This window comes from Clostridioides sp. LIBA-2809 (assembly GCF_056688965.1).
This window is the reverse complement of record NZ_CP197004.1, coordinates 893139-917906: the sequence shown is the minus strand read 5'-3', so window position 1 is coordinate 917906 and position 24768 is coordinate 893139. Positions and strand designations below refer to the sequence as shown.

Annotated in this window: 25 protein-coding genes; 3 read left to right on the top strand and 22 right to left on the bottom strand. The window is 29.7% G+C overall.

Annotated elements, in window-relative coordinates:
- Window positions 1-165: 165 nt before the first annotated feature.
- The 3 genes from ACTG44_RS04535 to hflX all read right to left on the bottom strand — a co-directional run bounded on the left by ACTG44_RS04535 (window position 166) and on the right by hflX (window position 2663).
- Window positions 166-609 carry an NUDIX domain-containing protein gene (locus ACTG44_RS04535; RefSeq protein WP_003437525.1) on the bottom strand — a complete coding sequence of 148 codons (444 nt, stop codon included), beginning with the start codon at window positions 607-609 and terminating at the stop codon, window positions 166-168.
- Between the two features lie 85 nt (window positions 610-694).
- Complete coding sequence (locus tag ACTG44_RS04530; protein ID WP_479918248.1) at window positions 695-1372, bottom strand: HEAT repeat domain-containing protein; 678 nt, start codon at window positions 1370-1372, stop codon at window positions 695-697.
- A gap of 7 nt (window positions 1373-1379) precedes the next feature.
- A complete protein-coding gene (gene hflX, locus ACTG44_RS04525; protein ID WP_479921379.1) occupies window positions 1380-2663 on the bottom strand; it encodes a GTPase HflX in 1284 nt (427 codons plus the stop codon).
- A gap of 207 nt (window positions 2664-2870) precedes the next feature.
- Here hflX and ACTG44_RS04520 point away from each other — a divergent pair, with 207 nt between their 5' ends.
- On the top strand, window positions 2871-3131 hold the full coding sequence (locus ACTG44_RS04520) for a cysteine-rich small domain-containing protein (protein ID WP_003418451.1): 261 nt from the start codon (window positions 2871-2873) through the stop codon (window positions 3129-3131).
- A 91-nt stretch (window positions 3132-3222) separates the two neighbouring features.
- Here the strand turns inward: ACTG44_RS04520 and ACTG44_RS04515 are convergent, their stop codons facing one another.
- The 6 genes from ACTG44_RS04515 to ACTG44_RS04490 form a co-directional block, all read right to left on the bottom strand.
- Window positions 3223-3864, bottom strand: a complete 642-nt coding sequence (locus ACTG44_RS04515; protein ID WP_479921378.1) for a TIGR01906 family membrane protein — start codon at window positions 3862-3864, stop codon at window positions 3223-3225.
- 28 nt (window positions 3865-3892) lie between these two features.
- Window positions 3893-5443, bottom strand: coding sequence for an ABC-F family ATP-binding cassette domain-containing protein (locus tag ACTG44_RS04510; protein WP_479918245.1), 1551 nt, complete (start codon window positions 5441-5443; stop codon window positions 3893-3895).
- A 168-nt stretch (window positions 5444-5611) separates the two neighbouring features.
- Complete coding sequence (locus ACTG44_RS04505) at window positions 5612-5764, bottom strand: hypothetical protein (protein ID WP_479921377.1); 153 nt, start codon at window positions 5762-5764, stop codon at window positions 5612-5614.
- 12 nt (window positions 5765-5776) lie between these two features.
- On the bottom strand, window positions 5777-6583 hold the full coding sequence (locus ACTG44_RS04500) for an alpha/beta fold hydrolase (RefSeq protein ID WP_479918244.1): 807 nt from the start codon (window positions 6581-6583) through the stop codon (window positions 5777-5779).
- 15 nt (window positions 6584-6598) lie between these two features.
- A complete protein-coding gene (locus ACTG44_RS04495; RefSeq protein ID WP_479918243.1) occupies window positions 6599-7222 on the bottom strand; it encodes a TetR/AcrR family transcriptional regulator in 624 nt (207 codons plus the stop codon).
- A gap of 299 nt (window positions 7223-7521) precedes the next feature.
- Window positions 7522-8406, bottom strand: a complete 885-nt coding sequence (locus tag ACTG44_RS04490; RefSeq protein ID WP_021383605.1) for an N-acetylmuramoyl-L-alanine amidase — start codon at window positions 8404-8406, stop codon at window positions 7522-7524.
- 227 nt (window positions 8407-8633) lie between these two features.
- Between ACTG44_RS04490 and ACTG44_RS04485 the strand changes: the two genes are divergently transcribed.
- Window positions 8634-9641: a SpoIVB peptidase S55 domain-containing protein gene (locus ACTG44_RS04485; RefSeq protein WP_479918242.1), complete on the top strand. Its 1008-nt coding sequence runs from the start codon at window positions 8634-8636 to the stop codon at window positions 9639-9641.
- A 227-nt stretch (window positions 9642-9868) separates the two neighbouring features.
- On the opposite strand, the gene yunB is transcribed toward ACTG44_RS04485, so the two are convergent.
- Entirely contained in the window at window positions 9869-10567 is a 699-nt protein-coding gene (gene yunB / locus ACTG44_RS04480; RefSeq protein WP_021383616.1) for a sporulation protein YunB, read from the bottom strand.
- A 215-nt stretch (window positions 10568-10782) separates the two neighbouring features.
- On the opposite strand from yunB, the gene ACTG44_RS04475 reads away from it, so the two are divergent.
- The gene (locus ACTG44_RS04475; RefSeq protein ID WP_479918241.1) at window positions 10783-13476 is read left to right on the top strand and encodes a transglycosylase domain-containing protein; all 2694 of its coding nucleotides are present in this window, start codon (window positions 10783-10785) and stop codon (window positions 13474-13476) included.
- A gap of 165 nt (window positions 13477-13641) precedes the next feature.
- Here ACTG44_RS04475 and ACTG44_RS04470 read toward each other — a convergent pair whose 3' ends face one another.
- The 12 genes from ACTG44_RS04470 to ACTG44_RS04415 form a co-directional block, all read right to left on the bottom strand.
- On the bottom strand, window positions 13642-14577 hold the full coding sequence (locus tag ACTG44_RS04470; RefSeq protein ID WP_479918240.1) for a DUF1177 domain-containing protein: 936 nt from the start codon (window positions 14575-14577) through the stop codon (window positions 13642-13644).
- Window positions 14578-14604: 27 nt separating this feature from the next.
- Window positions 14605-15747 (bottom strand): M20 family metallopeptidase, encoded by a 1143-nt coding sequence (locus ACTG44_RS04465; RefSeq protein ID WP_479921376.1) that lies wholly within the window; start codon window positions 15745-15747, stop codon window positions 14605-14607.
- 14 nt (window positions 15748-15761) lie between these two features.
- Window positions 15762-16226, bottom strand: a complete 465-nt coding sequence (locus tag ACTG44_RS04460; protein WP_021383661.1) for a putative membrane protein — start codon at window positions 16224-16226, stop codon at window positions 15762-15764.
- Between the two features lie 14 nt (window positions 16227-16240).
- Window positions 16241-17080 carry a DUF3100 domain-containing protein gene (locus tag ACTG44_RS04455; RefSeq protein WP_021383560.1) on the bottom strand — a complete coding sequence of 280 codons (840 nt, stop codon included), beginning with the start codon at window positions 17078-17080 and terminating at the stop codon, window positions 16241-16243.
- 375 nt (window positions 17081-17455) lie between these two features.
- Window positions 17456-18472 (bottom strand): LacI family DNA-binding transcriptional regulator, encoded by a 1017-nt coding sequence (locus tag ACTG44_RS04450; RefSeq protein WP_021383596.1) that lies wholly within the window; start codon window positions 18470-18472, stop codon window positions 17456-17458.
- Between the two features lie 181 nt (window positions 18473-18653).
- Complete coding sequence (spoVAE, locus tag ACTG44_RS04445; protein WP_021383580.1) at window positions 18654-19016, bottom strand: stage V sporulation protein AE; 363 nt, start codon at window positions 19014-19016, stop codon at window positions 18654-18656.
- Window positions 19017-19028: 12 nt separating this feature from the next.
- A complete protein-coding gene (gene spoVAD / locus ACTG44_RS04440) occupies window positions 19029-20042 on the bottom strand; it encodes a stage V sporulation protein AD (protein WP_021383664.1) in 1014 nt (337 codons plus the stop codon).
- Between the two features lie 155 nt (window positions 20043-20197).
- A complete protein-coding gene (spoVAC, locus tag ACTG44_RS04435; protein ID WP_003418420.1) occupies window positions 20198-20635 on the bottom strand; it encodes a stage V sporulation protein AC in 438 nt (145 codons plus the stop codon).
- Window positions 20636-20907: 272 nt separating this feature from the next.
- The gene (gene sigF, locus ACTG44_RS04430) at window positions 20908-21672 is read right to left on the bottom strand and encodes an RNA polymerase sporulation sigma factor SigF (protein WP_021383657.1); all 765 of its coding nucleotides are present in this window, start codon (window positions 21670-21672) and stop codon (window positions 20908-20910) included.
- 22 nt (window positions 21673-21694) lie between these two features.
- Window positions 21695-22123, bottom strand: coding sequence for an anti-sigma F factor (gene spoIIAB / locus ACTG44_RS04425; protein ID WP_021383646.1), 429 nt, complete (start codon window positions 22121-22123; stop codon window positions 21695-21697).
- A gap of 13 nt (window positions 22124-22136) precedes the next feature.
- Entirely contained in the window at window positions 22137-22472 is a 336-nt protein-coding gene (spoIIAA, locus tag ACTG44_RS04420; protein WP_021383577.1) for an anti-sigma F factor antagonist, read from the bottom strand.
- Window positions 22473-22558: 86 nt separating this feature from the next.
- Entirely contained in the window at window positions 22559-24646 is a 2088-nt protein-coding gene (locus ACTG44_RS04415; RefSeq protein ID WP_021383572.1) for a molybdopterin-dependent oxidoreductase, read from the bottom strand.
- Window positions 24647-24768: the final 122 nt, after the last annotated feature.

Here is a 24768-nt window from a genome sequence, read left to right as displayed (position 1 = left end):
CTTTTTAATTTTTATTTCAAATATAAGTTACTAATTTTAGATATAAATCACTAAAAATTTAGATTTCTAAATCACAATCTAAACAAACTATATAATTTATGTTTAAAATATTTTTAATTAAAAAAGGAAGGGGCTACCCTTCCTCAGAATTCTCTAGATTCACTATTAATTTGCTGGAACATCATCGCCCTCTGAAACTAATTTCTTTAATTCTTTAAACTTTTTATAAGATACTTCTACTAAAGCTTGCTCTTTGTGATGTGACAACATTTCTAAAGCATCCTTAACTTTATAAAATCCACCTTCTTGGAATTCAGGAGCAAGTACACAATCAGTGTTACAAGCTTCCATAACATACCACATTATTGCATTACAAACTTCTTGTTGTCTACTTCTTGAGAAAAATTCATACATAGTATCGCCAGCTACATCTATCATTTTAGCATCTATGCCAGTTTCTACTTTTACTCTTTGAACAGCACTCTCATATGGAAGTCCCCCTCCAAGTATCTTACCTTTTGGAAGTGTCCATTCACCTCTATCATTTTTTACAATAAGTACTTTATTAGCATAAAAAACTACTCCACCTGCACAACGTCTTACTATCATTTGAAACCCCTCCCATTAATTTATTTATTACCTTGTTAAACTCTAGAAATACATCATTAAGTAAACAAATTGCTTTAATAAAAAATTACTTTTTCAAATTTTTCGCATCTTCCAATGCTTTAATGGCTTCGTCATAAGCTCTAAGCACATACTCTTTTTCAAAATTCTTATTCTTGTCTTTCAACTGATGTAAAATCTTTAAACTGTTTTCATCTCCTAATTTTGAAAGAGCTTTTGCACAATACTGCCTAGTTTGTGCATTTTTATCGTAGAGACCTTTTTGTAATACTTCTCTACTAATTGGTGATTCAATCTTTCTTATTGCTGAATAAGTTATCCTTCTAATATCTGAGTGTCTGTGGTTTGTGAGCTGATGAAGTAATTTCAAGAATCTATCATCTTTTAGCTCACCTGTCGCCCAAATTAAAACAATTAAATCTTCAGCATTTTTTTCCACAAGGATTCTTTTGAAAACCTTTCTCTTAAAGTATACCATTTTTTCGTCATCTAAGCTATCCATAAAATCAAGTCTCTTGATTTTATCTAATTCTAAAAATTTATCCAAAATATCCTTAGATGCCTCAAAATCCTCTTTTTGCATTTCTTTTATTTTCAATTTTGCTTGTATAAGTTGCTCGCTTGCCTCAGTATTTGAAATATTTCTAATCTTACTAATTTGAGATACTGTTTTAGATTCTTTATAAAGAAGATAGGTTATAAAATAATCTTCGAGATTATCTATGTTTTCCCAATTAATATCCATATTCAACCTATTTTTCTAATATGTACTCTCTATAGATATTAAAATCTTCTTCACCCAAGTTTACATCCAATGCTATACCATTTTCCCCATACTCAAAATTCTCCACATTATATTTATCTTTTATTCTACTAAATATATCACCTCTCTCATAAGGTAACATCAAGCTTACCGAATAGGTATTTTCCATTAAAGCACTTTCTATCATATTTAATAGCTTATCCATATTTATGCCTTGTTTAGCAGAAATATACACAATATCTTCTTGACTTTTAGGATATATATCCAATTCTAGCTTATCGACCTTATTATATACAAGTATATGTTTTTTATCATTTACACCAAGTTCTTTTAATACACCTTCAGTTGTACTTTTTTGCAATTCATAACTAGTATTTGTTGCATCAATTACATGCAAAATTAAATCTGCATATTGTACTTCTTCCAATGTTGCTTTAAATGCCTCTACTAAATCATGGGGAAGTTTGCTTACAAATCCAACAGTATCTACTACTAAAAATTCTTTTTTATTTGGCAAAAGTGCCTTTCTTAAAGTTACATCTAGAGTTGCAAAAAGCATATCTTTTACAAAAACTTCTTTTTCTTGTTCATAATCCTTGTGTGTCTTTATTAATTCGTTTAGTAGGGTAGATTTTCCTGCATTTGTATACCCAACAAGTGCTACAATCGGTATATTTGATTTTAAACGCTTAACTCTCTGTGTCTCTCTATTCTTTTTTACTTCTCTAAGTTCACGTCTTATGTCTGCTGCTTTATTAAGTATATGTCTTTTATCTATTTCTAGTTTTTGTTCTCCAGGACCTCTAGTTCCAATTCCTGCACCTGTTCTACTCATCTCACCACCCATTCCATAAAGTCGTGGTAATCTATATTTTAATTGTGCTAATTCAACCTGCAATTTTCCTTCTTTACTAAGTGCCCTTTGAGCAAATATATCTAGAATCAAAGTCGTTCTATCTATTACTTTTCTTCCAACAACATTTTCTATATTTCTGATTTGAGCACCAGATAATTCGTCATTGAAAATTACTAAAGTAGCATCCAATGAGTCACTATACGCTCTTATTTCTTCCACCTTACCTTTTCCTATATAATAAGCTGCATCTATGGAGTGCTTATTTTGAATTAAGCTACCCACAACCTCTGCACCAGCAGCTTTTGTTAATTCTTTTAATTCTTCCATGGATTCACTAGTGTCTATATCATCACTTTTTTTCACTATTGTTGTCAAATTCAGACCTACAAGAAGTGCTCTTTCTTGAATTTCTTTCACTTAATCACCTCATTTTTTGTTATAAAACATATTCTAATTACAAAATACATTTACATTATTTTTCTGTTGACTAATTATACCATTAATACTATGATTAATAGTACTATATTATCAACTATTAATAAAAATATTTAGTATAATTATATTATCACCAAAATCTTATATAGTTATAAAAGATTTAAATTTTATTTAATTTAGGAGGAAAATATGGGCGAAAATTATAAGTTTTTTAATCATAAAGATTGTGAATTTTTCCCTTGTCATAAAACTAATAAACCAGAGGAATTTAACTGTTTATTTTGCTATTGTCCATTGTATGCTTTAGGAGAAAATTGTGGCGGAAACTTCAAGTATACAGATAAAGGTATCAAGGATTGCAGTAGTTGCATGCTACCTCATAAAAAAGATAATTATAATTATATTATGGGAAAATTTCAAGATTTAGTTAAAATTACTAGTAAAAAATAATTTTTCATTAGAAATAGCTATGCATAAATATTTATTAACTACTTTTAGTCTAAATATTATTACATAGCTATTTTTATTGTATACTTTTAATCTATCTTGTTTTTATTTTAGACAATTTGCATAACTTATACATTATAAGAAGCAATATGCTTACTAATAAAATCAACATTAAAATCATCACACCAGCATGAAAAAAGAATTCTTCTGGCAACATATTTATAACTGGGTCTAAATCTGGACTAAATATCCAATAATCGTTTCTAAATAATAATTTATGAAAAATAATAAATGATTTTTCAAAGTTCAATAAAACTGGAATGGCCAATAATAATGGCATAATTATAAGCGTTATTGATGTAGTTTTTAAAATTTTTATATTTTTATTTTTTGCATTCAATATAATTCCTACTAAAGATACTATCATTAGTACTTTAGCTAGTTTATTGATATTTTGAAATATATTTCTCACCTCTTCAAAATGTATCTTTCCTTCTGGAGAAGATTTTAATGTAGGCAACTTAAATTCAGACACATTCTTATTTAAATTATAATCAATCAGATAATCGTAGTTTAATTTTATATCATCTTTAGACAAACCAGACAAATCCGATATATTTAAATAATCAATGTCAAAATAATATAGTTGTTTAAACGCAACAGTAAAATTGATAACTCCTACTATTATAACCACACTTATACATATTGAAAAAAGTATATTTAGAAACTTTTTCATGAAATCCCCCCAGTAATAAATTAAATCACTACACTATTTTAGTTGTAAAATCTTCTATATTCCATACATCATCAACAATGTCTGAATAGAATTCTGGTTCATGACATACCAAAAGAACTGTTCCCTTAAATTCTTTTATGGCTTTCTTCAATTCGTCTTTTGCTTCAACATCTAAGTGATTTGTAGGCTCATCTAGTACTAAGAAATTTATATTTTTTAGCATTACTTTACAAAGTCTAACCTTTGCAGCTTCTCCACCACTTAGCACTCTCATTTGACTAGTTATGTGTTCATTTGTAAGTCCACATTTTGCAAGAGCTTGTCTAACTTCAAAGTTTGTAAGTCCTGGGAATTCACTCCAAATTTCATCCATAGGTGTGTTGCTATTTTCTCTTGAACTCTCTTGTTCAAAATATCCAACTTCCAGATAGTCACCTAACTTAACACTTCCTTCAAATGGTTTTATTATTCCAAGTAAAGTCTTTAATAAAGTAGATTTTCCAATACCATTCATTCCTTTTAAAGCTATCTTCTTCCCTCTTTCTAGATGGAAATTAAGCGGCTTTGTCAATGCTTCATCATATCCTAAAATTAAACTTTCTGTTTCAAAAATTATCTTACTTGCTGCTCTAGCCTCTTTGAAAGAAAAAGTAGGCTTTATCTTTTCTTTTGGTCTTTCTAATATTTCCATCTTATCAAGTTGCTTTTGTCTACTGTTAGCCATTCCTCTAGTTGCTACTCTAGCCTTATTTCTAGCTACAAAGTCCTCTAGTCTCTTTCTTTCTTCAACTTGTTTGTCATAAGCTTGTTCTTCTTGACGTTTCTTTATATCGTTAAGTCTTACAAACTCATCATAGTTTCCTTTATATCTATTTAGTTCTCCATTTTCCATATGGTATATTACGTTACAAGTGTTATTTATAAATTCAATATCATGAGAAACTAGGACAAAGCTATTTTCATACTCTTGAAGATATCTAGTAAGCCATGTTATATGTTCTTCATCTAAATAGTTTGTAGGCTCATCCAATATAAGAATAGTTGGATTTTCAAGTAGAAGTTTAGTAAGAAGTACTTTCGTTCTCTGTCCCCCACTTAAGTCAGTTACATCTTTATCTAGACCAATCTCTCCAAGACCAAGACCATTTGCAACCTCTTGTATCTTCGCATCTATCATATAAAAACCACTATTTTCAAGTATAGTTTGTATTTCAGCTGTTTCTTCAAGAAGCTTACTCATCTCATCATCATTAGCTTCTCCCATCTTGTCGTACATAACAATCATTTCTTGCTCTAAATCAAACATATGCTTAAAAGCTTCTCTAAGTACTTCTCTTATACTTTTACCTTTACTTAGTACTGTATGTTGGTCTAAGTAACCTACTGTAGCTCTTGAAGACCACTTTATATTTCCAGCATCTGGCATAAGCTTTTTTGTTATTATATTTAAAAAACTCGATTTTCCTTCTCCATTAGCGCCAACTAGTGCAATATGTTCACCTTTTCTAAGTCTAAAAGATACATTTTCTAATATTGTTCTTGCACCAAATCCGTGACTTACGTTTTCTACTACTAGCATTTTAACACCTCTCAAAAAAATTTTACACATTCTATACTATAATATATTCTTTTTAAACTTAAATCAAGTATTACCAATATTTTTAGTTATATTTACAGCAATTTAACTTAATGTAAATTTTATCATTATATTATTTATAATAAAAAATAGTAGAAAAATCTATTCTAGTCAATCATGATTTTGAACAAGACACTTATTTATGAGGCATCTCTTTTCGTCTTTCGATGTAAGTTCTGAAAAAGTTGCCTTGCATAGTTGATAACGCTTTTTTCTCCCTGCTTTATTGTTAAATACAGAACAGCATATCAACTCTATTTTCATAATACTTTATTTTTATTTTGATAAAAATGTTAAAACTCTATTATTAAAATCTTTTGCTTCCTCATATGCTGCATGCCCAAGACCTTTATATATAAACAATTCGTTGTCCTTAATTTTATCAACTAATTCAAACAAAGATGTCTCTCCAATAATTTTGTCCCTATTGCCCCCAATTACCAAAGTAGGACATATAATATTCTCCAACTCTACATATGCATCATGCTGAATACAAGAAACTGCTTGTATGAGAAATCGGCTAAAATCTTTAGGCTTACCTATTCTCCCAAGTAGATGGTAAAGTAAACGATATTTTCTTAAGTAGTTCTCTGAATAGGATTTTTCTGCTATATCAATCATTAGACCTTTGTAATTTTCTTGCTCTGCTAACTTAATCCAATTTTCAACCACTTCTTGAATATTTTCATTCTGCTTCGATAATGTAACAGCCAATACAAGTTTCTCAACTAAATCAGGGTAATCAATCGCAAGATATTGTGCTATCATTCCACCTTGAGAAATTCCTAAAACTTTAGCCTTAGATATACCAAGTATTTTCATAGCTTTAGCTTGGTCTTTAGCCATATCTCTTGTAGAGTAGCCCTCTTTCAAATGATTTTTCCTGCTGAAAACATATACTTTGTAGTCTTTTGCATACATCCTGTATGTTATAGCCATAGTTATAGCCATTCTCTTAACTGTCTTTAATCCGTCTCCTAGACCGGGAAGCATGATTAAAATGTCACTTCCATTTCCAAAAGAGATATAGTCCATATCTGTATCATCAATACTGACACTTCCTTCTTTTGCTCTCCAAAACATAGCTGCCTCCTCCTTTTATCTCAAAAGCCCAATTTTTAATATTTCCATGTAATCTGTTAGTCTCTTTATATACTCATTTTGTATATGTTCAAATGAATAATTATCAATTTCAACACTTCCTAAAAATTCTTCATTAAAACCTTTTAGAAACCACTTTAAAAGATTGATTGTTTTCTGCTTATCCCAACGTAGATTACTCAAATCAATATCTTTAAGTAGCTTGTAATACACATTTATCTCTTTGATTTTATATCGTTCCATAGTCTTTCGATAAATCACAGTATCATTTTTTTTGAAAGCTCCTATTACCAATTTTGCTTTTTCGAGATTATGAATATACCAAGTAAATTCTAAAATGGAATACTCGATTACTCTTTGAAATAACTCAGGTGGAAGGCTAGATGTCATTTTTTCTAGATTTTCAATAAGTTCTGCTGTAACAATATCAAGAATGAAGAAATACAATTCTTCTTTATTAGAAAAATATTTAAAAAGACTACCTTTACTGATGCCAGAGTTTTTAACCATTCTATTCGTGGAACTATTTGTGTAACCATATGTTGCAAATTCAGATGTTACCACATTAATGATTTTCATTTGTTTATCTTCATTAAGCTCAAAAAATAATTTTGTAGGCATAACCTGTTCTCCTCGCATAGTGACCACTCGGTCATTTTATTTGTTGAATAATAGTGACCATGTGGTCACTATTATTAGTATATCTATTAGCTTTATACTTGTCAATGGGATTCACAGAAAAGATACAAACAGCAACGCAAAATAATATTAGCTATTTTCATCAATACTATAATGTATGTACTTCACTTTGCGAGATACCTACAAAGACCTATAAGACTTTTTAGAGGCTTTTAATAAATAAAAAATAGAGATAAAAATCAGGAACATAATACCATCCCAACTTTTTCTCTATTTATACTTTATTTAAAATACTCATCTAATCCATCTGCTACACATTGCATCATTTTTCTTTGATACTCTGGATTTGACATCATTTGGTCTTCATTGTAGTTACTCATAAATCCCATTTCTACTAACACAGCTGGTACTTTTGACCAGTTAAATCCAGTCAAATCGCCTCTTTGAACGATTCCATTAATTTGTATTCCAGCTTGTTCCATATTCTGTTTAATAAATTCAGCACATTTATTACTATCTTCATATATAGGAGCTGTATATTTTCCATCCTTTTCAGGAATTAATATGGATGCACCAGTCTTTGAAGAATTATTTAAACTATCTGCATGTATTCTTACAACCATATCTGCATTTTTATCATTAGCAAGTATCGCTCTTTCTGAATTACTTATATTTATATCATGAGTCTCTCTAGTCATTATTACATTATAACCTTTAGATTCTAATATATGTTTTAAAACAAGAGATGCTTCTAAATTTAAAACATATTCTGGTTTTTTTGTGGCAATACCCTCTGTTCCTGAAGATACTCTCGCTTTTTGAGAGGAAGAACCTGGAGCTACTGGTTCTAGATTGCTATCTCCTTTTCCTTGATGTCCTGGGTCTATACAAATTAAAAACTTTTTATTTTTTTGAGTTTCGTTTTTATTATCTGATGATTTATTTTCTGATGACTTTTCTTTATTGCTTTTTGAATTTGATTTATCTTCATCTTTATCTTTTGTATTTTTATTTGAGTTTTTATCTTTATCTGCTTTTTCATTTGTAGTGTTTCCTGAACTAATCAAATTTGTAGTCTTGTAAAAATTGCTAACAGGATTTGATGTTCCTATAATTATAATTCCCATGGCAATTATACAAGTAACTAACAATCTATATTTTTTCATGTTTTGCTCCTTTCTAATGATATACAGTTATTATTTATTTTAACTTATATGAATATGTATCTATTTTATCATATACGCTCTTTATTTTATTTATTTTTATGAAAACTAAGGAGTTATTGCGTCAGTTTTCCAAGCATCAAAAACTAATTCTTGCACAACATAATACAGAAGCAGCGAGAAAACTTCAATTCTATTATTAAAATAATTTAATAAGAAAGAGGTGTTTTATGCAATTTAAAAATTTTTATTTTAAAGATAAAGCTTTAAATAAAAGAACCAACTTAGCTAAGTCTAAATTTACAATTGTTTTAACTTTTTTATTTTTATTATATTTTTTCTCAAATAATTTAATTTATGCACAAAATTTACAAAAAAGTGAACCTGAATATTTAATACCAATTGGAAACGTACTTCAAATCGACGCAGAACTAAAAAACATCATTGTTAGAAATCCTGGAGAAGCATCTCCACTTAGGTTAGGTGATGCAATAGTAAAGATAAATAATGCTGAAGTTGATGGATATAGCGACTTTGCAAACACATTAAATGCTTTACCAGAAGAAAAACCAGTATCTATTTTATTAAATAGAGGTGGTCAACTGATAACAATGAAAACTACTAAACACATATTAGAAAAAATTAGTTTTAATAACTTACTTTCTGGATTTGCTACTTTAACATATATTAATCCAGAAACATCAGAGTTTGGTGCTGTAGGTCACCCAATAAGTGTTGGTAATGCTAGAAAGATACCTATTAAATCAGGTTCAATTTCTACAACTAAACATCTTAATATAGAAAAATCTTATAAAGGTAGTGTTGGATGTATAAATGCAAAAAGAGAAAATATTATTGGTAGTTTTACAGACAATACTGATTTTGGAATAAGAGGTCAAATTAACAACTTTGATATTTCTAATTTAAAAAAATATAAAGTAGCTTCTTTAGATGAAGTTAAATTAGGAAAGGCTCAAATAATTCTACAAGATAATTGTAATGAATGTAAAAAATATAATATTGAAATTATAGATATAGAAAATCAAAAACATCCAGAAAGCAAAAGTTTTAAAATTAAAATTACAGATAAAAAACTTTTAGCTCAAACTGGTGGTATTGTACAAGGTATGAGTGGTACTCCAATAGTTCAGAATGATAAAATAATTGGAGCAGTATCTCATGCTATCGAAAATGACCCAGCTGTAGGCTATGCTGTATTTATTAAATGGATGTTGTAAATAATATAGTTTTAAATAATACAAATAAACAATAATTTAAATATTAAACAGATAATTAATAATATATTTGGTCTAAAGGTATCTCTACTTACCTTAAGAGACCAAATATATTAGATATTTTACATAGTATAAAATATAATTTTTATTGAAATTATATTAATATTATTTACAAAATTTTTATTTATAAACTACTTTTTCAAATTTATTTAAAAATATATAACTTTATATTACTTATTAGCATTTTTTCCAGTGTTAGGTAAAACATTTCCTAGATTTTTTTCTGGTATATTTACATAACTTTCTGGAACATCTCCTACTATTATAGTCTCACAAATAGGTATCTGTGCTTTAATTTGTTTTGTTGAAGTTATAAGTGGTATTACTACTTTAACTTGCGTTTGAGCTTCTAGATATATTCTGTGTCTTGTTTGATTTATACCAGACGACTCAAATTCCGTTTTAAAGTTTACTGATACTGTTCCTATAGGTTCAATAGAAACTTCAAGTCTAGGACCGTATTTGGCTAATATAGGACTTCCTAATGCTGTTCCTATAGGTATGTAAGAACTAGCTGTCTTAGCTTTTTTTAATTCATCTTGTATTTCTAAAGCTATTGCAGAGGCAATCTCATTCATCATTATAGTATTTGCTTGTATCATTGTTATTTTGCCATTATTATCAAGCTGTATATCCATTAAATCTTCATAGTTTATTTTTCCTTCTACCATTTCAGCAACAGCTTTATTTATTGACCTATTTGCTAATTCAAGAGCTTTAGTTTCTGCCAATACTGTTATTGTTGGTCTTAAAGTTTTATCTATATATATAAAACTGCCTATAAATACAGACAAGAAAAGAATTAACAAAAAAATAGCTACAATTTTTCTAAATTCAGTTTTCTTTTTTCTATCTACTATTCTATTCAAAATTATCCCCTCCTATTTATTTATATGTAGCTTTAGCATAATTTTTATAATATTTGTCAAAAATAAATAAAATAAAAATATGGACTTTTTAATACATTATGTTTATACATATTTACAATGTACAGAATATTATAGCAAATTCATTTTTTCTATTAATTACAAAATTACTCCTATTTGTGTTATAATATTGCATTAAGTAAGGAGGTTAAAATCTTATGAATAACGATAATGATAAAAATGGAAATAAAATTAGAAGAAAAAAAGTTAGTTCCTCTAGTAATACAAACAAACCAATTAATAGAGGTTCATCTAACAAAACTCGTTCAACAAAAAACAAGAAAAAATCTAAAAAAAGCGATAAATTTAGAAAACTAAGAGTATTTGGGATAGTATTTTTAGTTTTACTAGTTGTTGGTACTGCTGGTACTGCTGGTTTAGTATTTGCATCACTAAGAGATGTTACTCCAGTTACAGAAGCTGTCTTGGATAAGCAAACAAACCAAACAACTACAATTAAATACGCTAATGGAAAAACATTATCTACAGCTCCAAGTGTAAATAAAAAGACACCTGTTCCATTAGATAAGATTTCAACACATCTTCAACATGCTGTAATTGCAATAGAAGATGAACGTTTTTATGAACATAAGGGTGTCGACATTAAAGGTTTATTTAGGTCAGTATTAAAAACCCTTACAGGTACTAAACAAGGTGGTAGTACTATTCCTATGCAGGTATCCAAAATGTTGTTAACAACTGAACAACAGACTCTGCCTCGTAAAATAAAGGATATTTACTATGCATATGAGATGAGTAAAACAGTAAGTAAAGATAAAATACTAGAAACTTATTTAAATAACTTTTTCGTTGGTAGAGGTCTAGCAGGTGCTGAGGCTGGTGCACGTGGTTATTTTGATAAGTCTGCCGCTGACCTTACTATAGCTGAGTCAGCACTTCTTGCTGGTTCAACTAAAAATCCATCAAAGTTTTCAGCCTATAAAACTTCTAAATTAGATGGAAGCGAAACTAAAGGCGATTTAGAAAATAAGTTATTATTTTTTGTTAACACAACTGATGATGATTTAGATGACCCTACAAAGGTAGACTTTGATATGATTGAAAAAATAAAATCTTGGGAACTTATATCTAATGATACTTATAGACAATTAAAGGCAGGTACATTAGTTGTCAGAAAAGCTGTAAGCAACCCAGAAGCTAAAAAAAGACAAGAAGTTGTTCTAAAGAAAATGTTAGAATTAGGATATATTAAGCAAAACGAATATGACGAAGCAATCAAAGCTAAAATAGAAATAAAATTACCTAAATCATCAGACAAAGTTTCTTCATCTGTAGAAGACCTTATTGAAAGTGAAGTTATAAATGCTTTAATGGAACAAGGACATACAAATGATGAAGCACAAAACTTATTCTACAATGGAGGTCTAATTGTAAATACAACTATAGACCCTAAAATGCAGGATGCTTTAGAAGAAGAATATGATAGAAATAGCAATTTCCCAGGACATATGGTTGGTCCTGATGGAGTTAGTCAACCGCAATCTGCAATGGTAATCTTAGATTATAAAAATGGTGAAATAAGGGCACTAGCTGGAGGAAGAAATATAAGTGGTAGAAAAACTTTAAACCGTGCTACTAACCCTCATCAGCCTGGTTCTGCTATAAAACCTCTAGCAATTTATACACCAGCTATTGATACTTTAAAACTTACACAAGCAACTTCTCTAAGTGATACCAGAGGAGGATATAAGTTTGAAGAGAATACTAAGTGGAATCCAAGAACTACTACTGCTGGGCATGGTTCTATGAGTTTACGTAGAGCACTTGCTAAATCTTCAAATACAATAGCTGTCAAAACTGCTGAGATGCTTGGAGATTCTTATGATGAATGTATAGATATAATGATGGACTACTTAAAGAACTTTGGTATAACGACTGTAAAAAATAGTCAGTCAGGAGCAACTGATAGACAATTCCCATCATTAACACTAGGTGGTATGGCAAATGGTATTACTCCGCTTCAAATGGCTGCTGCTTATGGTACATTGGCAAATCAAGGAGTTTATATAGAACCATCAATTTTCACTACTATAACTACTTTTGATGGTCAATTATTAGTTAAAAACGCTCCTGAGGAACATAAAGTTGTAGAACCTGAAGTAGCTTATGTTGTTACAGATATGTTGGAAAGTGTAATTACTGAAGGTACTGGTAGCATAGCATCACTTTCAAATGGAATGCCTGTTGCAGGTAAAACAGGTACTACAAATAGTGCATATGATGCTTGGTTTGTTGGTTACACACCTTATTATGTTGGAGCAACTTATATTGGAGATGATGCTGGTAGAAAAGATGATTCTGGCAATACCATAAAGCGTAGAGAAGTTCCACATGGAAGTACTAGTACTGCAAAACTATGGGAAAAAGTTATGACAAAAATACATGCTAACTTAACAGTAACTGAATTTGAAGTTCCTAAAAACGTGTATTTCACAAAAATTAATTTAGATGATGGAGGGAAGCAATCTTCTGGCTCTAAAGCAGCATTTATTGAAGGGACTGCTCCTACTAGAGTAAGTTCTCAACCATCCTCTGAAGATACAAAGAAACCAGATAATAATCAACAAGATGAAAATGACAACAATAACAACAATTCAGGTGATAATGGTGGTGGCTCTACTCCTCCTAATAATGGTGGAAACAATAATGGTGGTGGCTCTACTACTCCTCCTGATAATGGTGGAAACAACAATGGTGGTGGCTCCACTCCTCCTGATAATGGTGGAAACAATAATGGTGGTGGCTCTACTACTCCTCCTGATAATGGTGGAAACAGCGATGGTGGTGGCTCTACTACTACTCCTGATGGTGGTGGCACTCCTGCAACTTAAGCTAACAAAAATCAAAATATAAATATAAAGAGTGTCTCATAGATGATTTTTTAAATTATCTATGAGACACTCTTTTTCTATAATTACATCATATTATTTATTCCTAGTTGTTTAGATATTTCAGACAGTTATATCACAAATTATATAAACCCAATATTATTTTAATTACTGTATACCAAATGTCTGAAATCTATTTAATTTACCATATCTTTCAATAAGCATTTCCCATTCTTCTTTATCATAAAACTCACACTTATTTCTACCAAATAACTTAGCCACTTCAATTGCAAATCTACCTGCTGAATCTAAATCAGCAAAATTAGTTGCACCTGTGGCACATCCAGCAACAGGCATCTCTGTAGTAATAGCTACTCCTACTACTGGTGCATCTATAGCAACTGCTGGCTGTAAAATACTATTTAAGTGATATAGATTATTTCCATATGGTGTTATATCTTGAATTGATAAAGGGAATACAAATGGAGCCTTTCCAGTAACAGTCTGCATAATATCCAAAAGATTATCACTAGTTTTTAATATGTAACCTTCCTTAACAGTTGGTGATATTGCAAATCCTCTATTGTTGATTACTCTATTACCTTTGGTAGTATCTATTGAAAGTATTGCATCACAACTATTATCAACTTCATTTTCATTCATAGTCATCATATCTATTGGTGAATCCATAAAAGGTGTAGGATAATGCTCTCTAGTTGGTGCATCTGGACAAATATGAGTTGAGATTACAATATCACCATCTAATATATCTCCTTTTCGTTGCATATCCAACAGTCTTGCTGCAACTGCAATTGCTACTAATGCTCCATCACCATCCGATACAAAACCTGTTACTTCTGGTCTTGCTCCAATACCTCCTAATCTACCTAAAATTCCAAGAGTAGGAGCATCTCCACCATTTAGCTTTCCATTCTTACCAGGTATTGTAAGTTTGACTAAATCAGTTGAACCTTTACTTGAAGATAATTCCTTGACTGTTACATCTACTTCACCATAACTTTGTAAATAAGACTTTACTTCTTCTCCATTAGCATTTGCTTTATCTAAAATGTCATAAACCTCTATTACTTGTTTTAATATCATGTCTAATCTAATTTCCTTTCTTATATATTATTTACTATATAAAACATCTACTCCACACATTGCTAGCACCTTAATTGCTTTCATAAGTGCTATTTTACCTTCTTTACCACCAGCTGCAACAGCAAATTCATCAGTATGAGTTGCAGTGTCTTCTTTTAATTTAATATATGCTTGTATTGCAGGTATTTCATGAGTTAGATTTCCAGTATCAGTTGACCCAATACCTTGACTTAAATCTCTTTCAATATAGTCCTCACCTAACACTTCAAAATTACTTCTAACTATATTCACTAATTCTGAATCATTTTTAATTTCTTTGTATACTTCATCTAATTGAACTATTTCTACGCTAGTTCCAGTAGAAATTGAAGCTCCTTTAGCACAGTTTTTAAGCATATCACAAATCTCATTTAAGTATTCTATACTTAAAGCTCTCACATTAAATATTGCTGTAGATTTTTCAGGAATTATATTATGTATGCTACCTCCATCAGTTATAATTCCATGTACTCTTGCATAATCTTTAAGATGCAATCTCATACTATTTACACTGTTAAACAATGCTATTACCCCACTTAAGGCACTTTTTCCTTCCCAAGGATAGGCAGCTGCATGTGATGCCTTACCACTAAAATCAAATTTTAAGTTAACCTGAGCAAATGATATATCATCAGGCATTGAAGCATCACTTGGATGTAAAATTAATGCAGCATCTACATCTTTAAATACTCCCTCTTTAATCATAGTTATTTTTCCACCTACTCTTTCCTCTGCAGGTGTTCCAAAAACTTTTACAGTTCCTTCTATATTATGTTTTTCCATTATTTCTTTTAATATGATACCAGCACCAACAGAGCTTGTTCCTATAATATTATGTCCACATGCATGTCCCATCCCTGGAAGGGCATCATATTCAGCTAAAAAAGCTACTGTTTTTCCAGCCCCATTTGAATAAATAGCCTCAAAAGATGTCTCCAATCCTCCTACACCTTTAGTTACATTAAATCCATTTTTTTCTAACAAATCACACAATGCTTTTTGTGACTTATATTCTTCAAATGCCAATTCTGGATTTGCAAATAAGTAATCAGATACATTTTCAAATGATGTCTTTTTTTCTTCAGATAATACCTTTATTTCCTCTTTGATTTTTACTTTTAATTCATTCATATTTACCTACCTCCTTAAAGCATTCCATTTAATCTTAAAACTGTTTGAGATATAAAAGCAGAACCAAAGTAAGTAGATGTCATAACTATAAATGATATAACCACTAACTTCCAGCTCAAAGTCTTTAATATATCCAATTGGTTACCTACAGAAATTCCTGCAAAAGCTAACAATGGTGTCACTGTAGACATAAAATTGATTTTTCCCACATTAGTTGCTATAATATCCCCCACTGGTGATATTGGAAGTGATAAAACGAATGCAACTAATGTAGCCCATGCAAAACCTGGCAAATTAGGTCTTTTAACAAAATTCTTGATTATAATAGCAACTATAACTAACAAGAAACCAAATATACTTCCTATTAATAAATCCTTAGCCTGAGTCTTAAGTGCTATCATTTGCCCAAAGCAAATAATAATATATATAAACAGTACTATTTTTATCTGTTCCATAATAGTCTTAAAAGTTTTTTCCATATAGACACCCTCCTTTATAAGTCATTACTTGTTTTTGTTTTTCTTCCTCTAAATCTTTCAATAATTGGAGCTACTTTACTATAATAATAATTGGCCACTGGCAAAGATAAAAATAACTCTATGTATATTCCAGTAACAGCTGTAATCAAACCACTAGTTGCTGAATATGCTAAAATCTGTTCCGACATCTGTGGAACCGTATTCATTAATGATGCTGTTGCAGCTCCCATCATTGAACCACTACCCATTCCTGATGCCATTGCTAAAGCATATGGATGAAATCCTAAAAGCACTCCTACTGGTGCTAAAAATGAGAATAATAATGTTCCAAATATACTACCACTTATGTAAGTTCCTAATGTGCCTATACCTTCTGGTGAATTTAACCCATACTTATCTCCAATAATTCCTAGTGCTGTGTCACGACATAATGAAAAAGTACCTCCTAATGCACTTCTTCCAAGACCTAATGCAACTCCAACAGGTAATGCAATCAACATTGTACCCATATGACCAAATTCTTGTAATAAAAGTGCTGGCCCTGCTTGAAGTAATATACCAACTTTAGGACCTGCATTGATTCCAAACATTATTCCTAATGGATATAGTGTTAAAGATAGCAAATATGGAGATACATTTATTTCATTATCCCCTATAAACTTTTTTAGAGCTGGTATAACTCGTCCTAATAAATGAGGTGAAACAGCCATTCCTATAAATATAGCCCATAATATACTAAGTAAAGTTATATTAATGCCCATAACTTTAAATGAAATAGGACCGATTAATTCCGCCAATATTGTGATTATAAAGGCTGCTATTATGGCATTTCTAATCCCTGCTTTTTCTTTCATTTCTATACCTCCTTGTAATTTTTATAATTTTCTTATAATATAATTGTTAGTGATTTTATTATATAACCTATCATTGATAATGTATAATATATATTATTCATCATTTTTATATACTTTTAGTTATGAATCAAAATAAGACATTACAAATTCATGATATAAAACACAAATAATTTATTAGATTACATTATATAGATAGTAAATTATTACCTAAGCTGACAAAATTATTTACTGATTTTATAAAAATTACCTAAATAAATAAAGGAGTACAATGTACTTATATACACTTACTCCTCTTAATCTCAATTCATATTATTTTTTAGATTAATTTATACAAAGTATAATGCTTCTAATACATTTATTATACTTAAAAACTTACTACTTTATTCTTTTAACACTATTTCGTATTATTAACCTTGGATATAGTTTTCTTGGAATATGTTCTGTTCCCTTTTTATTTATTATATTTACTAAACTGTCTACTCCATTTTTTATAACTTGCTCTCTTGGGTCATCTATCGTTGATAAATGAGACCTAAAATATGATATTAATTCAATATTATTATATCCTATTATAGAAATATCTTCTGGTACATTTATACCATAAGTAGTTTTTAATTCTTGTATTATAGAAATTGCTGGTACATCTTGCTGTACAAATATGGCTGATGCTTTTTTTATTTTATCAATATGTTTTTCTAACAACTCAACTTGAGACTCAAAATCCATTTTAGATTCAATAACCTCAGTCTTTAAATTTGCCTCTTCCATAGCATTCAAATATCCCTTGGTTCTATCTTCATGCATTTTTGAGCTCTTATCATCTGAAGTTACTGTTATTATATCTTTATGACCATGGTCAATTAAATGCTTAGTAGCTATATAACCACCATACACATTATCATCCCAAAAGAAATTGTCTACTTCTCCTACAAAAGATGGTTTAAAATATATAAATACATGTGGAAAATTATTATCTTTTAAAAATTCATACTCTTCTTTTTTTATTGATTGAGACACAATTACTAATCCATCTACCATTTGTCCATTTACCATTTTATATACATTACTGTCACCACTAATATTATTATTAGGTTGTATTATAAAATCGTATTTATTAGTCTCAATAGAATTTATAGAACTGTCCATTATATCACTAAAAAACTTTCTAGTATCTTGGTGATTAAAATTATTTGAAAAGATTACCCCGATTCTGCCTGTTTCTTTTTTGGCCAGATTTCTTGCATTTACATTAAAATGGAACCCTAGTCTATTAGCCTCTTCTACTACCTTCTTTTTTGTCTTTTCAGATACATTAGGATTATTATTTAAGCACCTAGAAACGGTTGAATAACTGATACCTAGATTCCTTGCAATATCTTTAATAGTTACCATCTTTATCCCCTACTTCACTTCATTTTATTTTGATAATATAATACTACACTATGTTGTAAATAATTGTCAACTTCAATTATGTAAACGCTTCTTTATATAAAAAATAGACAGAATCTAAAAGATATCTGCCTATTTTATAAAAAGTTATTATTTTAAAATTTATTATTCTCTTAAGTAATATTTATGGTTTCGCTTTTGGTGTAAATACTACTGACATAAGATATCCAAAGAATATAGCAGCTGCTATTCCACCAGCTGTAGCAGTTGTACCACCTAAAAAGATACCTAAAAAACCATCACTTTGAATTGATTTTATTACCCCTGTAGCAAGTGAATATCCAAATCCTATTATAGGAACTGTTGCACCTGCTGCTGCAAACTTAACTAATGGTTCGTAAAGACCTAGAAAAGTTAAAACTACACCAGTTGTTACATATGTTACCATAACATATGGAGTTTGCATTTTAAAATAATCCATCATTACTTGGGCTATTAAACATATAATTCCACCTACAATAAATACTCTTACATAGTCCATTAACATATATATCACTTCCTACTCATTTACTATTACTACTGCATGTGCAACACATGGTATTGTCTGCTTTTGTAGTGTACTTGTTGGTGATAGTAATGCTCCTGTTGATACAAGCATTACTTTATTAAATTCTTTTTTTCTCAACTTTTCATATATATACCCTGCAAATACTGTAGCTGAACATCCACATCCACTTCCACCACAATGGACATCTTGTTCTTTAAGATTAAACATTTCTATACCACAGTCAGTGTAACATTTTGATATATCTACACCTTTTTCTTTCAAAAAGTCTTCTGTTATCTGTTTTCCAAGAGTACCTAAATCCCCAGTTGCAATTATATCAAAGCTATTTGGGTCATCATTAGTATCTTCAAAATAAGAATATATTGTATCTATTGCTGCTGGAGCCATAGCTGGTCCCATATTATTACCATCATCAATACCTTCATCTATTACTTTACCAACTGTAACGTATTTTACCTTAGGACCATCTCCATTAGGAGCTAATAATACACTTCCTGCTCCTGTAACTGTCCATTGAGCTGTCATTGGCTTTTGATTTCCAAGTTCTAGAGGAAATCTAAACTGTCTTTCTGCTGTACAATAATGACTTGATGTACCTGATAGTACTAAATCTGCAAAACCACCATCTATAAGCATAGAACCTATGCAAAGACCTTCTGCCATTGTAGAACAAGCTCCGTATATACCTAGAAATGGAATTGCTAATTCCCTTGCTGCGAATGATGCTGGGACTATTTGATTTATTAAATCTCCACCTAACATATAATTTACATCTGTTAGTTTTTTCCCTGCCTTTTGTATAGCTTTCTGAGATGCAGTCTCTACCATCTTACTTTCAGCTAATTCCCAAGTTTTTTCACCATATAAATCATCAGTCATAATCATATCAAAATAGTCCTTTAGCGGTCCTTCACCTTCTTTAGAGCCTACTATAGTTCCAGTTGATATTATTGTTGGTTTATTTTCTAATTTTACTGTTCTTTTTCCAATTCTTTTATTTTTCATATTTTCACACCTTTTTAATTTTGCATTTTAATATTTAATTTTTTAATATCAATTGAAATCTTCATAACTATTTTCTAACTAACAAGCTTCATAGTTAATTTTCAACTTTCATAGCTATTTTGCAATTAATAGAGTTTAAATTAAATAAAAACCATCTAAAACATCTTAAAGATATAATAAATAATCCCACATAAAATAGAAGAACCTATCCCATAAACTAGAACTGGCCCTGCAATTTTAAATAAGTTTGCACCTACACCTAATACATAACCTTCTCTTTTATATTCCATTGCTGGAGATACTATTGAGTTTGCAAAACCTGTTATTGGAATTATAGAACCAGCTCCAGCTCTTTTTCCTATTAGGTCATAAACTCCTAACCCAGTTAAAAATGCCCCTATAAATATTAGTGTTATTGATGTTGCAGAACTAGCACCTAATTTATCAAGACCTCCAACTTTCATGTATAAATCATTTATTGCTTGCCCTATCATACAAATAATTCCACCTACAATAAATGCAAGCGTATAGTTTTTTAAATATGTAGGTTTTGGGCTTATTTGGTCTACATATTTTTTATAATTTTTATCCATACTAAACACCTCTCTAAAGTATTATTTGTTAATTTTAAAAAAATAAACCTATTATTTATTTTGACAGCTTAAAGTTTCATCAAAAAATAAAAAAGATGCCTAATAAAGAAAATAATTTATTTTCTTTCATAAAGACACCTTATTTTTTAATATTTTTTATTGTAATTTAGAAACTTTTAATAATAGTTTAAAAGTTTAATATAACAATCTATTACAGTTTATTTTAGTAATATTCTTATTATATTTTATGGTTTTATATATCATAAATATTCTCATGATATATATTCTTTTAATTTAGACAACACCTTTTTCTCTATCCTAGACACTTGAACCTGTGATATATTGAGCATTTCTCCTATTTCACTTTGAGTCATATCTTCAAAATATCTGAGAACTATTATTTGACGTTCTCTCTTATCTAGTTTTCCAAGTATGTCTTTTAACAGTATGTTATCTACTACTTTTTCTTCCTCACTTTCTCCTTTCATGCTTATTTTATCAATAAGACATATTGGAGAACCTTCCTCTTCATGAATAACACCTTGCAAATATTCAACGTTGAAATTAGCTTCCATAGCCATTACTAAATCTTCTTTTTCTACATCAATTGCTTTAGACAATTCTTCTATACTCGGTTCTCTACCTAACTTTTTGGTCAATGATTCACTTTCCATCTTAGCCTTTATAGCTATTTGCTTTAATGACCTTGATACTTTTATCATACCATCATCTCTTAAGTACCTCTTTATTTCACCTAAAATCATAGGTACCGCATAAGTAGAGAATTTTACATTAAATTTTGGGTCAAATTTATATATTGATTTTATTAAGCCTATAGAACCTAACTGAAATAAATCCTCTCTATCATATCCTATATTTAAAAATCTAGATACAACGCTCCTAACTAGACCTAAATTGCTTGATATTAATATTTCTTTTGCCTCTTCATCTCCATTTTGAACTTTGTCAATAAGTTCTAGAGTCTCCTCATGACTAAGAAGAGGTTTTTTTTCTTCTCTGGCAACAGTTACTTCCATAATAAAACCTCACTTTTGGACTTTATTTAGGCACATTTATTTTTTTAGTCATTTCAATTCTAGTACCATTATCTTTTACAGAACTTACCTCTACATCGTCCATAAAGCTTTTCATTACTGTGAATCCCATTCCTGATCTATCAAGTTCTGGTTTTGATGTATAAAGTGGTTCCATTGCCTTCTCCACATTTTCTATTCCATACCCTTCATCTTCAACTATAATTTTTATAATATTTCCTTCTATCTCACATCTTAAAAAAACAAACTTAGAACTATCTTCTTCATATCCATGTATTATAGCATTTGTAACAGCCTCAGAGACAGCAGTTTTTATATCCACTAATTCATCTACTGTTGGGTCTAATTTAGCTGCAAAGGATGCTACTATAACTCTTGCTAAACTTTCATTTTCAGATATTGCCGAAAATTTAACTTCCATAATATTATTCATCACATACTCCTCCCTACAAAGAACTTAGAGCTTCTTCATACGTATCATAAATGCCAATAATTTTATTTAACCCAGATAAATCAAAAATTTTCTTAACTCGTGAACCTATATTAATTACTGAAACTCGTCCCCCTTCATTAGAAATCTTTTTATATCTACCTATGATGACACCTATACCTGAAGAATCCATAAAATTAATATTTTCAAAATTAAATACAACATTTCTAACTTGATTTACACTTAATAAGTTATCTATTTCTTCCCTTATTTCATTGGCTACATGGTGGTCTAGTTCTGAGCACATAAATTCTATGTATAGATTCTTATGTTCTAAGGAATAATTTACCATCAAAATCCCTCCTTCAATAGTTTTGTAAAAATAGTAACTTTTAATCAATTCTATAATTCTATTTTTATTCCTTCAATGAAATTTAACTAGTTTTGTCGTATTATTTCTACCATGCTTTCATTATATGTTACCTGACCACCAAAGTCTGATATACCAGAGTCTGTCAAACTGTTTGGATTCCCATGTTTCTTCCACCAACCAACATACATTTTTACTATATAATTACCTACTCCATCATCTATATTTATTTGTACATCTATTTTTGCTTTTTTTGAGTTTAAAGTCACAATATCTCTATCCTTAATGCCTAATTGTTTAGCCATACTTTTATTTATATATGCTTGCGATATAGAAGTCTTGTCCATAAAGTGTTGACTAAACAAAGTATCTGCATGATGATTAGTCAATAATCTAAAATAAGTATTTTCATTTTTTTCTTTTATATTTTTAGATTTATGACTCATATACACAGGTATTGGGCTTATTCCCAAACTTTTTATTCGTTCTGAATAAAGCTCATACTTTCCAGATGGAGTTTCAAACATCTTATCTTCCCAAGCAACAGGTCTATGTATGGTAAAGTAATTGTTTTTAAGTTTTTCTATATCTATATTCTTATCGAATTGTTTGAGTGGTTCAATCACTTTCGCTAGATATTCTCTTTTTTTCACAAATGGATACTCTTTAAGTTCCATCTTTTTAGCTAACTCCATAAAGAAATAGTATTCATCCATCAGCTTATGTTTTGGCTTTACTGCCCTTTCATTATAAGTTATATATGGATTAGTCATTGAACTATAGATTATATCTTCACTTTCTAGTGTATTTGTACAAGGTATAAACAAGTCACATAACGTAGCTGTATCAGTCATAAACATGTCAAAGCATACTTTAAATTCAATCTTTGAAAACACTCTTTCTAATTCTACTAAATCTGGCAATTGATTTAACATATTACTTTTAGTTATAACAGCCATCTTTATAGGAATATTAGCTTTTATTGATTTACTTGACGAGTAATTTAATTCATTCGATATACAATTTGCTTTATATTGTGTATCATCAAGCCCCTTAGATGTATCTTTTAAAGATTCTTCTATAAACTTACTAATGTTACTTACATAAAATTCTCTATCTTCTCCATATGATTGGCTATTATAAGGGTCAGAGTTTATAATGTTTGGATAAACCTTATTTGCATAGTTTATACCTCCACCACTAAAACCTATTTGACCTGTTATAGCTCCTAAAGCATCTATGGCTCTTATTGTATTTCCTCCATTTTTATATTTCTGAAGTCCATACCCAAGGTTTATAGTTGAATATTTGTTGGTATATAAATCAACTAGCTCTCTTATCTCATTCTCTTTAACTCCACATTCATTAATTAAAAAGCTTAATTCCAATGAATGTAAATATTTTTTGTACTCCTCAAAACCAATAACGTATGAATTTATATATTCTTCATCGTATAATTTATCTTCTACTATAACTTTTGCCATAGCTATAGCTAAAGCTCCATCTGTTCCAGGATTTACTTTTATGTATTTATCTGCTATTTGAGCTGTTTTTGTATATATGGGGTCAATTACTACTATCTGTATTCCTTTATCTTTAGCCTTTTTAATTATTTGCATAGTATGAATTGTAGTATATGCTGGATTTTTTCCCCATACAAATATGCTTTTACTATTTAACATATCTTCTATAGCGTGACTTTTAGCTTCTCCAAAATCATACTTTTGAGCATGCATTCCTGCACTCCAACATGGACCACCCTTGTGCCTACTAACTCCTCCATAAAAATTAAAAAATATATCTCCTATGTATTTTAGTACAGACCCACTTCCATATTGGTCATAATGCATAACAGACTTTGATGTGTACTTTTCTTTATAGTCTATAAGCTTTTCTGACATTATTTCTATAGCTTTATCAAAAGAAATTTCCTTCCATACTCCATTAACTTTAAGCATTGGTGTCTCTATCCTCTCTTTATGATTTAGTCTATCTAAATGAGCCAGTCCTTTTTTACATATAAATCCTTTTGTGTAAGGATGGTTTTTATCTCCTTCAATTTTTATTATGTTATTTCCTTTAATATAAACATTAAATTTACAACAATCATGGCAATCTAGTGTACATCCATGACTTAATTTCTTTACTATATCCATAAAATATCCTTCTTTCCTTATTAAAAACTATCCTATTTCCTATAATTTATTAAATTGTATATACTCAAAACTACTTTTATATGAAACATAAATACATTTTATCAAATTAAATTTAAAAATAC